Genomic DNA, 13,840 nt, shown 5'->3' with positions numbered 1-13,840 from the left:
CTGTTTGAGCGACGGATCACTGCATATCGAGCAGCCGCTCCAGATATTCCTTTTCAAGCGCGGGGCTCAAGGCGTCGCCGAGGCGTTTTCGAATCGCCTCGAGAATGCGGCGCGCGCGCTGGGTGTCGATTTCATCGGGAACCTCGACGGAATCGCCAAAATCAGGGCCTGTGGTTGCCTGTGGGCGACCGAGCGGGTCTCGTCCATTGTCGCTTCGCCGAAAACCCTGTTCACCGCCGCCCTGCTCGCCGCGCATGGCCTGCTGCAACTGGTTCATCATGTCCTGGGCCCCACGGCGCAGGGCTTCCAGCGCGCGTCCCTGTTCGCCGACGGCCTGCTCACCTTCGCCTTCTCCCAACGCACCTTCGGCTTCGCCCATGGCGTCACCGGCTTCGCCGAACCCTTCACCTGGTCTGATGCCCAGTCCCTCAAGACCCTGCATCAGGCTTTCCAGATCCTGGCGGAGCGTACCTTGACCTTGCTGCAAACCGCGCATGGCATCGGCGAATTCCTGCGGTGACATGCCCTGACCTTCGCCGGGCTGTTGGCCGTTGCCCTGACCTTGCTGGCCTTGTTGGCCCTGCTGGTCTTGTTCGCCCTGCTGGCCCTGGCCCTCTTGCCCTTGCTCATTTCGTTGGCCGCGCTGCATCTGGTCCATGCGGAAGGTTTCGTTCATCAGCTCCTGCTGACGTCGCATGAGATTGCCGAGCTCATCCATCTGCTGGCGCATTTCCGATTGCTGGTTGCCTGACTGGCCTTGCTGGGACCGACCTGCCTGCAGATTGTTCATCATGTTTTCGAGCTGGGATAGCAGCTCCCGAGCCTGATCGCGGGCGCCTGACTTGGCCAGTTCTTCGATTTGATCGAGCATGCGATCCAGATCGTTCTGGTTCAGCATCTGGCTGTTTTCCGGCAATTGCTGCGCCATGTTCGGATTCTGCTGCGCGCGTTCCGCGAATTCGCGGAGGAACTCCTGCATGGCGCTGCGCAACTCGTCCATGAGACGGGCGATTTCCTCTTCGCTCGCGCCTCCCTCCAATGCGTTCTTCAAGGCCTCCTGTGCCTGACGCAGACGTTTTTCAGCCGCTGTCAGGTCGCCATCCTCGATAATAAGGGCGATCTCCCAAAGGTAGTCGACGACATCGCGAAGTTGCTCATCTGTTTGGGCGGTTTCCAGCCTGGATTGTGCGGCGGAGACGCCCAGAAACTGTGACAGGTCTTTCAATGTTTCTTCGGGCCAGGTCATGACCGCATCCATCATCGCCAGCACGCGCGGTTTCATGTTGGCGTCGAGTGCGAGCGTACGACGGTGTTCGATCAGAGCTTTGGCGAGGGGATTGGTGAAAGTACGCTCAGGCAGGGTGAAGAGCTTTGTCTCGCTTCGCGCTTCCTGTCCGGCGTCGTCGATGGCGCGGAGGTACACCTTGACGATACTGCCGGCCCATGGGTGTTCGGTAAGGTCGCGCGAGGTTTTTGCGGCTGTGGTTCGCCCATCGCGGCGCGGCAGCGCGAGAGGCAGCTCAGGCGCGCTGTAAAGAGGAAGTGCTTCTGGCGCCCTGGATGCCTGTTCGAAGATGGCGTGCGCTTCGGTTGGCCCATAATCATCTTCGATTTCGTAGGTGAGCTCCAAAGCGCCGTTTACAGCGCGCTTCGGGTCTTCGGAAAAGTGGATTTCCGGCGGGTTGTCGGGCGTGACCGAGAAAAGCCAACCGTCAATCTCCTGCCCATCACGCTTCAGGCGCAGTTTTCCGTCTTCCGTTAAAGTGGCGGCGAAACGCTGAGCGGATGTGTCCACCGACAATGCCTCGCTCTGGGAAGCGCCCTCTGGGGCGATTTCGCTCTCGGTGTCGTCCGCAGTGAGGTAGGAGAGCGTTTCGCTACCAGAGCCACCGGTCACGCGGAGCGCAAGCATGCTGCCTTGCGGAACGGTAAAACGCTCTGTGTCCCGATTTGCCTCTGCCGTCAGATAGATTGGCGCGCGGCGCGTATAGGTGGGTGGGGTGACCCAGGCGTCAATACGGGGCGGCACGACTTCGGCCCCGCCACGTGTCCGGAAGGCGTCCAGAACACTGCCACCATAAGGGCTGCTTGAGAAGGCTGCAGCAATTACGAGAAGCAGGGCGGCGGCGGCGCGCAAACCCCACGGATCTCTTTCCGGAACTCCCGTTTTGGGCAAGTCGCCGTGGAGGTTGTCAAGCTTGCCGGCCATTCGTTTCTGGTGTTCGCACCAAAGTGCTTCGGCGAACCCGTCACGGTTTCCTGCAAGCTGATCGGATTGGGCGGCGACAGGCTCATGCGCCAGCTGGTTCGCACGCTCGATGCGTTTGTCGATCTGGGCCGATGTGGGGCGGCGGAAGCTTCGCAGGGGCCAGAGCGATACGATAGCGAGCGCAGCGAGACTTGCGACGACGCTATAGCGAACAGCATCGGGCATCAGCCGGAAGAGACCCAGCCAGGAAATGCTGACGAACAGGCTGATGACAACCACGAGAGGCAGGATGCGCGGCCACAAGCGCTCCACGATCATGGTAAGGCGCGTGGCGAAACGGGTGCGGGCAAGCCGGATAAAACGACCGTGCGTGCGTACATGCCCTGGAGTTGTTTCAGCCATAGACGCTCTCAGCTTCGTGCCGTAGCGCACGTGAATCGCGCGCCCTATCCTTTACAAGGATAGCAGCAAACCGGGCGAAGGCGAGGCGGCGCGCGAAATTGTGATCCGCGTCAGGTGCCGTTTCAATCCGTGAGCCAATGCGGGATCGAATCAAGGTCAATCAGCTGTTCGTGGCTGGGCCGGGTCCGAATCACATGAAAGCGGTCGCCATTCACGAGCACTTCAGGCACCAGTGGGCGCGAATTGTAGGTGCTTGCCTGAACAGCGCCGTAGGCGCCGGCAGAGCCTATGGCGATCAGATCACCGGCTTTGAGAAGAGGAAGCTTCCGGTCGAGTGCGAGATAGTCGCCGGTTTCACAGACCGGGCCCACAACGTCGGCGATCATGCTTCCGGCCTCCTTTTGAGGCTCGGCGACGGGCCGGATGGAATGGAAAGCTTCATAGAGCGTCGGGCGGATGAGGTCGTTCATCGCTGCATCGACGATGACAAAGTTCTTCGCTTCGCCTTCCTTCACATAGATCACTTCGGAGACGAGAATGCCGGCATTGGCAGCAATTAGACGTCCCGGCTCGAGCATGACCTTTAGCCCGAGCTTTTGCATGTGCTTGCGCACGACTTCGGCATAGGCGGTTGGAAGGGGAGGCTGATCGCCATCGTCCGCATAGGGAACACCAAGCCCGCCGCCGAGATCCACATGCTCAATGGCGTGGCCGTCGGCGCGCAGGGCCTCGGTCAGATCGGTCAACAGCGCGAACGCGTCGTCGAAGGGCTGCAGCTCGGTGATCTGGCTGCCGATATGCATGTCGATGCCAGTCACGTTGAGGCCCGGAAGTTCGGCGGCGCGCGCATAGGCGGCGCGGGCATCCTTCCAGCCGATGCCGAACTTGTTCTCTGCCTTACCGGTGGAGATCTTCTTGTGGGTTTTGGCATCGACGTCCGGGTTGATGCGCAGCGACACATTGGCGGTTAGCCCCAGCGCGGTTGCGCGCGCGGAGAGCTGTTCAAGCTCGGGCATCGATTCGACGTTGAAACAGAGAATGCCGGCTTGGAGCGCGACATCCATTTCACGCGCGGTTTTGCCGACACCGGAAAAGAGGATCTTGCCGGCGGGAACACCGGCCGCCAGCGCACGGCGCAACTCGCCTTCGGAGACCACATCCATACCTGCGCCGAGGCGGGCGAGCGTGGTCAGAACCGCCTGGTTGGAGTTCGCCTTCATGGCGTAGCAGACAAGCGCTTCGAGACCTTCGAAAGCTTCCGAGAAGACGCGATAGTGGCGTGTCAGCGTGGCCGTGGAGTAGCAATAGAACGGTGTGCCGACGGCTTGTGCAATGGCAGGCACCGCAACGTCTTCGGCATGGAGCACACCGTCACGATATTCGAAATGATTCACGGCGACAAACTTTCAACTGAACGATTGGGCGCGGGTCGACGCCGACGCGCGGCGTTAGCCATATCGGCCTGCTCTAGAGCAGACCGTCGAGAATGAAGGGGCGATCCTCAACCGGTTTCTCCGGTGCCGGAGGCATGGGTTGGTCGTTGCGTTCGGCTTCCTTGCGCGCATCCACTGCCGCCTCGTAAGGCGAATCGAGCGGTGCCTTGCGCCCGCAGGCGGCAAGGCCGAGCGCGAGACCGAGCATGACAAGGGTGAGCGTGCGGCGGGCCGTCATGAGCGTTCCATTCCTCGAAAATGCGTGCGCTGCGTTTTAGCGCTTTTTGGCGGGCGTTGCATCCCGTTTGAGGCGTTTCTTCCAGTAACGGATCTGGCGACGCACTTCCGAAGGTGCCGTTCCGCCATAGGAGGTGCGGCTTTTCACGGAATTGCCGACCGACAGAACCGAGAAAACGCCATCGTGAATGGCCGGGTTGATCGCCTTGAGGTCTTCAAGTGCTAGTTTTTCCAGCCCGCACTTCTTTTCCTCGGCAAGCGCCACGGCGCGACCCGTCACGTGATGGGCCTCGCGGAACGGCAGGCCCGCCTCGCGCACTAGCCAGTCGGCAAGGTCGGTCGCGGTTGAGAAGCCGGCTCCGGCTGCCTTCTTCATGGCTGCCGTGTTGATCTCCATGTCGCCGACCATGCCGGTCATGGCGGCAAGCATGAGGTCAAGCGTCTCGGCCGCGTCGAAGACGGCTTCCTTGTCTTCCTGCATGTCCTTGGAATAAGCGAGCGGCAGGCCTTTCATGACAGTCAGAAGGGCAATGAGATCGCCATTGATGCGGCCGGTCTTGGCGCGGATCAGCTCGGCAGCGTCCGGGTTCTTCTTCTGCGGCATGATGGAAGAGCCGGTGGAGAAGGAGTCGGACAGGCGCACGAACCCGAATTGTGGGGTCGACCAGATGACGATTTCTTCTGCCAGGCGCGAGAGGTGCGTTGCACAGATGGCGGACACCGAAAGGAACTCAAGCGCGAAATCGCGATCCGAAACAGTGTCGATGGAGTTGCGCGTCGGCTCGCGGAAACCGAGTGCTTCGGCTGTCATGTGGCGGTCGACGGGAAAACCGGTGCCGGCGAGTGCAGCCACGCCGATGGGGCTTTCATCCAGCCGTTCGATGGCATCGCGGACACGGGAACGGTCGCGGCCGAACATTTCGACATAGGCCATCATGTGGTGGCCGAACGTTACTGGCTGCGCCGACTGTAGATGCGTGAAGCCCGGCATCACGCTGGCCGCGTGCTCTTCGGCACGGGTGAGGAATGCTTCGATCAGGCCGCCAAGAGCGGCATCGATGCGCTGCAGCTCTTCCTTGACCCAGAGCCGGAAATCGAGCGCCACCTGATCATTGCGTGATCGCGCCGTGTGCAAGCGGCCGGCGGCGGGGCCGATCAGCTCCGCCAGTCGAGCCTCCACATTCATGTGGATGTCTTCAAGCTGCGCGGAGAAGGTGAACTTGCCGGCCTCGATCTCTGACAGGATCGTGTTCAGCCCGTGAGCGATCTTTTTTTCGTCTTCCGCCGAAATTATGCCAGTCTTCGCCAGCATTGCGGCATGGGCCAGACTGCCGCGAATGTCCTGGGCGTAAAGCTTCTTGTCGAAGCCGATGGATGCGTTGATCGCTTCCATGACGGCATCGGGTCCTGAGGCAAAACGTCCACCCCACATGCGGTTGCTGGCTTGGTCTTCGCTCATCATGATAACCGGGCGCTAGTGTGGAAAGAAGAATGTCGAAGCAGAAACAAAAATTCCCGGCACTCCGTCTGGTCGTCCTGGCTGTCGCCGTGGGCGCCATCGCGGGTGCGATTGCGGTATACGTGAAGGGCGGGCTGGATGGCAACACGGCGGCGACGACGATTGTAGCCGAAGCCGACGCTGCGGCCTGTTCCGCAAAGCAGACCAAAGCCAGAACCGTGGGCGATGCGGCAACGGGTCACGTCGCGGCGATGCTTGCCGCTGATCCTCCCCGGTCACTCAATAACCTCGGCTTCAACGGGCCGGACGGCGACCCGATGACGATGGCGGACTTTTCGGGAAAGGTCGTTTTGATGAACCTTTGGGCAACCTGGTGCACGCCTTGCCGGGAAGAGATGCCGGCACTCGACGCGCTGCAGGCCGCAAAGGGGTCTGACAGATTCGAGGTGGTTGCGGTGAATGTGGATCGCGGCGATGATGAAAAGCCCACCACCTTCCTGCAGGAAACCGGTATCGAGGAGCTTTCCTATTACCGGGATGCATCCATGAAGATTTTCAATGATCTGAAGAGCCAGGGGTTGGCACTGGGGCTGCCGGTAACACTGCTTATTGGCGAAGACGGATGCCTGCTGGCGCATATGAACGGCCCAGCGGAATGGGCAAGCCCGGATGCTGAGAAGCTGGTGGACGCGGCTCTTTCGGATCCGAAATAACGTGGAAGCGGGGAGCCGTGCTCCCCGAAACGTCCAAAAGAAGCTGAACGGTTGTCAGGATTTTCTAGGCGGCTTTGGCTGGCTGGTAAATGCAGCCTTCTGCCTGCCCCTCTGCGCCCCGTTTCAGTTCCACTCGGTGGAGCGTCGGGGATTTCTCAGCCAGCTTGTCGTAAATCCATTTGGCCAGATTCTCGAGCGAGGGCACGGAGAGGCCTTCGATGTCATTCAGATAGGTATGGTCGAGGATTTTATGTATTTCGTCGATTTGCTTCTCTACCTCGTAAAGGTTGGCAGCCCAGCCATAGATAGGGTCCGGATCGCCGACGAGATGGACGGAAACCTTGAAGGAATGACCGTGAAGGCCTGAATAAGGCTCCAGTTTGTGAGCTGCCTCGAAGGTGAACTCTTTGTACGTTTCCACTTCCTAAACCCCTGATCTCAAAAGACAATTATCGCTTTTGGGCGCCCGAATTTCCCGTTGTTTGCCGCGTCGGGAAACGTTGGGACCGGTGGCCGTTATGCGAGCCGACGCGCCTGATGTATAGTCCTTTAGGCCTAGAGCTTTGTCACCGGTCGGGGGGTGTGTCAATCGTGGGTGGCATGTATCGCAAATGGGCTCGCCGTTAACCTGTTGTTTGGTTAGCCGACACTATCATTGACTATGTTGGGGTTTAAGCCAGTAAAGAGGCACAAAAATGTATAATAAAAAGCTCGCGGGAGGCTGGTTTGCGGTAGCAGCAATATTGCTCTTCTCGTTCGTCACTTCCGCTTTCGCTCAGGACGCCGCCCTGCCCGAACCGCAAGGGGATGTCATTCTGACCATTGATGGCAATATCGGCGCAACCAATGGTGATGGCGTTGCCGATTTCGACCTTGCAATGCTCGAGGCGCTCAAGTCCGTGAAAATTCGGACGAGCACTCCCTGGTTCGATGGTGCCGTGGAGTTTGAAGGCGCTTTGCTCTCCGAGTTGATGGCCCTTGTAAAGGCCAGCGGTGAGGAGGTGGTTGTCACCGCGCTGAACGATTACCAGGCACCGGTCCCGATTGCTGATTTTGCAGCGCATGGCACCATTCTCGCATACAAGCGTGATGGAAATTACATGCCGATCAGCGACAAGGGTCCACTCTTCATCATTTATCCGTACGATTCCGATCCGGAAATCAATACGCAGAAATACTATTCGCGTTCCGTTTGGCAGGTTCGACGCTTTACCGTCCGGTAGGCGTCTGACAGGCCTTGCCCATGTCGGACCCGGAGATAAGAAAAATGAGGCGCCGCACAGCATCGCGCGTGGTGCAGACAGTGCTGTCCATCGGGATGGTCGCGCTGGCCGTTGCGGCGCTCTATATTTCGGTTCTGGTTTTTCAGCGCCAGGAAGCTCTGACGCAGATCTTTCGCTACAATATCGCCTATAGCGCGAGCCAGGGCATGAATGAGCTTCTGCGTTTCCGGCAGAGGCTGACAGCCATGCTGGTCGAGCCGCCGCAGGCCAGCAAGCAGGATGTGGAACTGCGTTATCAGATCATGGTGAGCAGGCTCAGCCTCTTTGAGCAGGGCGAGTTTGTGAACTTTGTCTCTGTTATGCCCGAGAACCGGGAAACAGTGGAGCAACTCGCTGCTGCGTTGCGGCAGATCGACGGCTTCATAGACGATATTGATCAACGTGAGAACGCGCAGTTGGCGCTTGACCTCACGGCTCCCCTCGAAACCAAGATGGTGGCCTTGGCGTCCAAGGCGAACGAGTATGGAGCGACAGCCCAGGCCAAGGACCAGGGGGAGCTTCTCAGGCTCCATTGGTTGTTTTCTGCTTTGGCGCTTTCGCTTGTCATCACAGGCTTCATCTTCATTGCGATGCTGAGGTGGCAACATCGGTTGCAGATCAGTGTTCAGCAAAGGCTCAAGGCGACCAATGAGGACCTCCTGCGTACAAGTGCGGAATTGAGCGACAGCGCGCAGGCGGCACGGCGCGCGAATGAAGAGCTGATCACCCAGAACCTTCTGTTCAACACAGCGCTGAACAACATGTCTCACGGTCTTTGCATGTTCGATGCAGAGGGCCGACTTATTGTCAGCAATCAGAAAATGGAGCGGATCTACGGTCTGACGCAACAACAGCTCAAACTTGGGACCTCACTGAACGCTCTGATCGGTCATATGGTGGAAGCTGGTGCCAGTGCGGAGGAGGAAGCGGAGCAGCTGGCGCACTTGCAAACGCGGCTCATTGAGCAGAACCGCTCAGACACGCTGACACAGGAGCTGAGAGACGGGCGCACCATCCTCATTTCACATCAGCCAATGCGGGGCGGCGGCTGGGTGGCCACCTATGAAGATATCACCGAACGCCACAAGGCTCAGGCCCAGGTGGCCTATATGGCCCGCCACGACACACTGACCGACCTGCCAAACCGCTTGATGATGCGCGAGCAACTGGAGGAGATCCTCGCCAGCGACAACCAGCGTGGCTTCTCCACGGCGGTCATGTGCGTTGATCTCGACAACTTCAAAAGCATCAATGACACGCTCGGGCATCCGGTCGGTGATGCGTTGCTCCGAGCGGTGGCCGGGCGGATCCGAAATACGGTGCGCGAAGCAGATGCGGTGGCGCGCCTTGGCGGCGATGAGTTCGTCGTGGTCCAGGGCAACATTGAAAAGCCCGAGCAGGCAAGCACTCTGGCCAAACGCCTTATAGATGCACTCGACGAGCCGTATATCATCGAAGGACATCAGGTGTTGACCGGCGCGAGTGTCGGCATTGCTGTTGCCGCTCCGGGGCGTGAGGCGGCGGACGATCTGCTGATGCAGGCCGACGTGGCGCTGTATCAGGCCAAGGGGGATGGCCGGGGCGTTTTCCGGTTCTATGAAGATGGAATGAATAAGCGCCTTCAGCGGCGAAGAGCGCTCGAAGCCGAACTTCGTTCAGCCAATCTGGACGAACAGTTCCATCTCGTGTTTCAACCGATCATCGGGTTGGGCACGAACAAGGTGACGACGTTTGAAGCCTTGTTGCGTTGGACACACCCTGTTCATGGCTCCGTTCCGCCCGACGAGTTCATCGGGATCGCGGAAGACACTGGCGCGATTGTCCAATTGGGTGAATGGGTTTTGCGGCAGGTCTGCCTGGAGATGAAATCCCTGCCCGACGATATTAGCATCGCGGCCAACCTGTCTCCCATGCAGTTCAAACGGGATGATATCGTCGAAACCGTAGCGCGTGTTCTGGTGGAAACAGACACGCCGGCAAACCGGCTTGAACTCGAGATTACCGAAACGCTTCTGCTTGAGGACAATCGAAAATTGCATGCAGACCTCCGGCGGCTGCGCCAGCTTGGCACGCGCATTTCGCTCGATGATTTCGGCACCGGGTATTCATCACTCAGCTACCTGCAAAAGTTCGCTTTCGACAAGGTGAAGATCGACAGGCTTTTCATCAAGGAAATTACCAAAAGCGCGGATCAGGCCGCCATCGTTCAGACCATCGTCAATCTGGCTTTCACACTCGGTATGACCACGGTTGTCGAAGGTGTCGAGATGGAGGAACAGCTGCGCATCATCCGCGCGATGGGATGCGACGAGGCGCAGGGTAACCTCTTCAGCAAGCCGATCCTTGCCAAGGACATTGCCGCTTTCCTTGACGAGCACAAACGCCGGCGCTACGCAGCCTGAAGCGGCGCCGGCGCGCAGAATGTCGCTATTCGTTTCTTGCGCGCTCCCGGAACAGGCGACGGATTACCTTGCCGGTCGTGGTCAGGGGCATGGATTCCACGAAGGCAATCTCCCGGGGATATTCATGGGCTGAAAGACGCTCCCTGACCCATAGGCGTATCTCATTCGCCAGCGCGTCGCTGGGCTCTATGCCTTCATGGAGAACAATGTAGGCCTTGACGATCTCGGTTCGAACGGGATCCGGCTTGCCCACGGCTGCAGCCAGTGCCACCTTGGGATGAGCGGTCAGGCAGTCTTCGATCTCGGTCGGGCCGATGCGGTATCCAGCCGATGTGATGACATCGTCGTCGCGCCCCACGAAATGAACATAACCTTCTTCGTCGCGGATGCCCTGATCGCCCGTGGTCATCCAGTCTCCGACGAATTTCTCTCGTGTGGCCGTTTCGTTTTCCCAGTATCCGAGAAACATCACCGGGTCGGGCCGCAGCACGGCAATATCCCCGGCCTCACCATCGCGAACAGGGCTGCCCTGTTCATCGATGATTGCAACGCGATGGCCGGGAACGGGAAATCCGATGGCACCGGGTTTGCCAACCCCCAGCGCATGGCAGGACGAAAGGACCAGATTGCATTCGGTCTGACCATAGAATTCGTTGATGTGCAGTCCCAGTTCGGTGCGGGCCCACTCGAAGGTCTCGCGTCCTAAAGCCTCTCCGCCGGAGCCGATGGTGCGCAACGAAAGGTCGAAACGTCTGCGAATGCCCGACACCGCCTTCAGCATGCGCAGCGCTGTCGGCGGGATGAAGGCGTTGCGCACCTTCATCCTCTCCATCAGGTCGAGTGCTGTTTGAGGATCGAATTTTTCGAACCGGCCCGCTACGACCGGCGTCCCGAGATAGAGCCCCGGCAAAAGGACATTGAGAAGACCGCCGGCCCAGGCCCAATCAGCAGGCGTCCACATACGGTCGTGGGTCTGGGGGAGGAATTCGTGGTGAAACTGGACGCCGGGCAGGTGTCCGAGCAGAACACGATGTCCGTGGAGGGCGCCTTTCGGCGGGCCGGTGGTGCCGGAGGTGAAGATCATCATGGCCGGGTCGTCAGGGCCGGTGTCGGCAGCGGCAAAGGGACCGGAATTATCTGCAATCAGCTTGTGTAAGTCTTCCGCTCCGCCGCCTGCGCCTTCGACGCAGATGACCAATTGCAGTGCCGGTAGCCGATGGCGTATGCGGGCGATTTTCGCAAGCCCGTCGCTGGTCGTGATGACGGCTGCCGCTCCAGCGCTGAAAAGTCGATATTCGAGAGCTTCCGGGCCAAAAAGAAGGGCAAGGGGTACGGCAATAGCGCCCAGCTTGTAGATGGCAGCATGGGCGATTGCAGTTTCGAACGACTGCGGTAACAGAAGTGCTACCCGGTCTCCCCGCCTTATGCCGGTCTTTGCCAACCCGAGCGCGAGGCTATCCGATAGTGTTGCGAGCTCTCCATAAGTCAGCGTTGCAGGGCAGGCATTCTCGCGATGCTCGAAGAGCGCAATACGCTCAGGCTCCCGCAGAGCCCATGCGTTCGAGATTGCGACACCGATGTTGAAAGTCTGGGGGATGCTCCAGCGGAACCCATCGTAAAGCTGCCGATAGCTTTCGCGCCGTTCAAGCATGGCCGTGCCGTTCCTCCTCATGTCCCGCACCGCGATGCTTCGGAGGAAATGGTGCCCCTGGCCGGACTCGAACCAGCACTCCTTGCGGAACTCGATTTTGAGTCGAGCGCGTCTACCAATTCCGCCACAGGGGCCCGCCGCGAACGGCCGGACAGGTTGCGGACTATACGGGGAAGGGGGCTTGCGTCAACACTTCACGCAGCAAATCGTCACGCTTGCCACGTCTTTCACCATCGCCGTTGCGCAAGGGTCCGGCAGCGGTTAGACAAAACACCTCATCGAGGGCCTCCCATGCTTCGCAAACTTTACGACTGGACCATGTCGCTCGCAGCCACACGGCATGCGGAGAAAGCGCTCGGTTCCGTGTCTTTCATTGAAAGTTCGGTCTTCCCCATTCCTCCGGATGTTCTGTTGATCCCGATGGTTCTGTCCGAGCGCGCAAAATGGCTGCGTTATGCGCTGATCTGCACGGTGAGTTCCGTTTTTGGTGCGCTCCTCGGCTACGCCATCGGAGCCTTTCTCTATGAGACGGTGGGGCAGCCGATCCTGGCCTTCTACGGCAAGGAGAATGCCTTTGAGCAGGTGGCCAGCTGGTATAATGAATGGGGAGGCTGGGGCGTTCTTTTCGCTGCGGTTACGCCATTCCCCTACAAGGTGCTGACCATTTTTTCAGGCGCTACGGGGCTCAATCTTCTGGTGTTCGTTGTCGTTTCTGTACTCGGACGTGGCCTTCGTTTCTTCCTCGTTTCCTGGCTTCTCTACAAGTTCGGCGCGCCGATCCGAACGTTTATAGAGAAGAACCTTGGCCTTCTTTTCACCCTTTTCATGGTTTTGCTCATCGGTGGTTTTGTCGCCATCCGATATATTTTCTAGAGGTCCCCAATGTCCCTCACCGCTCCCACCGGTGCTACACAAACACTGAGCGCCGGATTGCTTGTGATCGGTCTGGCCGCAACCGTGAGCCTGGCGCTCGGCTTCGAGCATATCGGGGGCTACATTCCCTGCATGCTGTGCCTTGAGCAACGCACACCCTACTATGTGGGCGTGCCCCTGATGTTGCTCGCGCTTTTGGCTTCATGGCTGAAGGCCCCTCCGCTTATCACGCGCGGACTGTTGCTCTTGGGCGCTGCACTGATGCTCTATGGCATGGCGCTGGGCGTTTATCATTCGGGCGTCGAGTGGAAATGGTGGGAAGGCCCGGCCGATTGCGGTGCCGGTGCTTCCAGCCAAAACCTCGGCGGCAATCTGCTAGACCAGCTGAACGCGGTGATCCCCCCATCCTGCAGCGAAGCCGCGGGACGGTTTCTGGGGCTGTCATTTGCCGGCTGGAATGTGCTCGCGAGCGGATTTTGGGCGTTCATTGCGCTGCGAGCGGCGTTCAAACGCTAGTGCGTTGTATCAGATCTGTATTCTTGTTTAGGGGGCGCGCTTTCTATTACGGCTCGAGCTCGACATCCCAGTAGAGATAATCCATCCAGCTCTCATGCAGATAGTTGGGCGGGAAGAGCCGGCCATTGTTGTGCAGGTCCTGCACGGTGGGTCGGAAGGGCTTTTGCTGTGGCCACATCTTCGCACGGGACGGCATGACGCCACCCTTTTTGAGATTGCAGGGCGAACAGGCCGCGACGACATTCTCCCAGGATGTAACACCACCCAGTCGGCGCGGGATCACATGGTCGAAGGTCAGGTCTTCACGGGTGCCGCAATACTGACATTGGAAACGGTCGCGCAAAAACACGTTGAAGCGCGTAAACGCAGGGTAACGCGACGGTTTCACATAGGTTTTGAGGCTGATAACGCTCGGCAGTCTCATCTTGAAAGAAGGGGATGAAACCTGCTGGTCATATTCGGCAACAATGTTGACCCGGTCGAGGAAGACTGCCTTGATGGCATCCTGCCATGACCACAGTGACAAAGGATAGTAACTGAGCGGTCTGTAGTCCGCATTCAGCACCAGAGCAGGCATGCTGTCTGGCGAAGCCGCGATCGTCACGTCCTTGAAGCTCCTTCAACTGGCCAAGTCGATCGATGCGGATACTGTAAGCCTGCCGTGACAGGAATGTGAAGCGCAT

The 13,840-nt window shown here is 59.0% G+C and carries 12 protein-coding genes and 1 tRNA gene; 5 read left to right on the top strand and 8 right to left on the bottom strand.

Annotated features, from left to right (window positions below; translation table 11 throughout):
• Positions 1-16: 16 nt before the first annotated feature.
• The 4 genes from KW403_RS05050 to argH all read right to left on the bottom strand — a co-directional run bounded on the left by KW403_RS05050 (position 17) and on the right by argH (position 5,740).
• A complete protein-coding gene (locus KW403_RS05050) occupies positions 17-2,611 on the bottom strand; it encodes a TIGR02302 family protein (RefSeq protein WP_223021656.1) in 2,595 nt (864 codons plus the stop codon).
• 122 nt (positions 2,612-2,733) lie between these two features.
• On the bottom strand, positions 2,734-4,005 hold the full coding sequence (gene lysA, locus KW403_RS05045) for a diaminopimelate decarboxylase (RefSeq protein ID WP_223021655.1): 1,272 nt from the start codon (positions 4,003-4,005) through the stop codon (positions 2,734-2,736).
• A 73-nt stretch (positions 4,006-4,078) separates the two neighbouring features.
• Positions 4,079-4,282, bottom strand: a complete 204-nt coding sequence (gene lptM / locus KW403_RS05040) for an LPS translocon maturation chaperone LptM (RefSeq protein ID WP_223021654.1) — start codon at positions 4,280-4,282, stop codon at positions 4,079-4,081.
• Positions 4,283-4,318: 36 nt separating this feature from the next.
• Positions 4,319-5,740 carry an argininosuccinate lyase gene (gene argH / locus KW403_RS05035; protein WP_223021653.1) on the bottom strand — a complete coding sequence of 474 codons (1,422 nt, stop codon included), beginning with the start codon at positions 5,738-5,740 and terminating at the stop codon, positions 4,319-4,321.
• Positions 5,741-5,772: 32 nt separating this feature from the next.
• Between argH and tlpA the strand changes: the two genes are divergently transcribed.
• Positions 5,773-6,453, top strand: coding sequence for a thiol:disulfide interchange protein TlpA (tlpA, locus tag KW403_RS05030; protein WP_223021652.1), 681 nt, complete (start codon positions 5,773-5,775; stop codon positions 6,451-6,453).
• Between the two features lie 64 nt (positions 6,454-6,517).
• On the opposite strand, the gene KW403_RS05025 is transcribed toward tlpA, so the two are convergent.
• Positions 6,518-6,874: a 6-pyruvoyl trahydropterin synthase family protein gene (locus KW403_RS05025; protein ID WP_223021651.1), complete on the bottom strand. Its 357-nt coding sequence runs from the start codon at positions 6,872-6,874 to the stop codon at positions 6,518-6,520.
• A gap of 274 nt (positions 6,875-7,148) precedes the next feature.
• On the opposite strand from KW403_RS05025, the gene KW403_RS05020 reads away from it, so the two are divergent.
• Positions 7,149-7,676: a putative pterin-binding protein gene (locus KW403_RS05020; RefSeq protein ID WP_223021650.1), complete on the top strand. Its 528-nt coding sequence runs from the start codon at positions 7,149-7,151 to the stop codon at positions 7,674-7,676.
• A 44-nt stretch (positions 7,677-7,720) separates the two neighbouring features.
• Positions 7,721-10,117, top strand: a complete 2,397-nt coding sequence (locus KW403_RS05015) for a putative bifunctional diguanylate cyclase/phosphodiesterase (protein WP_246637898.1) — start codon at positions 7,721-7,723, stop codon at positions 10,115-10,117.
• Positions 10,118-10,142: 25 nt separating this feature from the next.
• Here KW403_RS05015 and KW403_RS05010 read toward each other — a convergent pair whose 3' ends face one another.
• A complete protein-coding gene (locus KW403_RS05010) occupies positions 10,143-11,768 on the bottom strand; it encodes an AMP-binding protein (protein WP_223021648.1) in 1,626 nt (541 codons plus the stop codon).
• A gap of 49 nt (positions 11,769-11,817) precedes the next feature.
• Positions 11,818-11,902, bottom strand: a tRNA-Leu gene (locus KW403_RS05005).
• A gap of 157 nt (positions 11,903-12,059) precedes the next feature.
• Here KW403_RS05005 and KW403_RS05000 point away from each other — a divergent pair.
• Positions 12,060-12,641, top strand: a complete 582-nt coding sequence (locus KW403_RS05000; RefSeq protein ID WP_223021647.1) for a YqaA family protein — start codon at positions 12,060-12,062, stop codon at positions 12,639-12,641.
• 9 nt (positions 12,642-12,650) lie between these two features.
• Positions 12,651-13,157: a disulfide bond formation protein B gene (locus tag KW403_RS04995; RefSeq protein ID WP_223021646.1), complete on the top strand. Its 507-nt coding sequence runs from the start codon at positions 12,651-12,653 to the stop codon at positions 13,155-13,157.
• Between the two features lie 46 nt (positions 13,158-13,203).
• Here the strand turns inward: KW403_RS04995 and KW403_RS04990 are convergent, their stop codons facing one another.
• Complete coding sequence (locus KW403_RS04990; protein WP_223021645.1) at positions 13,204-13,761, bottom strand: HNH endonuclease; 558 nt, start codon at positions 13,759-13,761, stop codon at positions 13,204-13,206.
• Between the last annotated feature and the right edge of the window lie 79 nt (positions 13,762-13,840).

Source organism: Nitratireductor kimnyeongensis, from assembly GCF_019891395.1.
Lineage (GTDB): Bacteria > Pseudomonadota > Alphaproteobacteria > Rhizobiales > Rhizobiaceae > Nitratireductor > Nitratireductor kimnyeongensis.
Note: the sequence above shows the minus strand (reverse complement) of the source record. Positions and strands in the feature narration are given on the sequence as shown.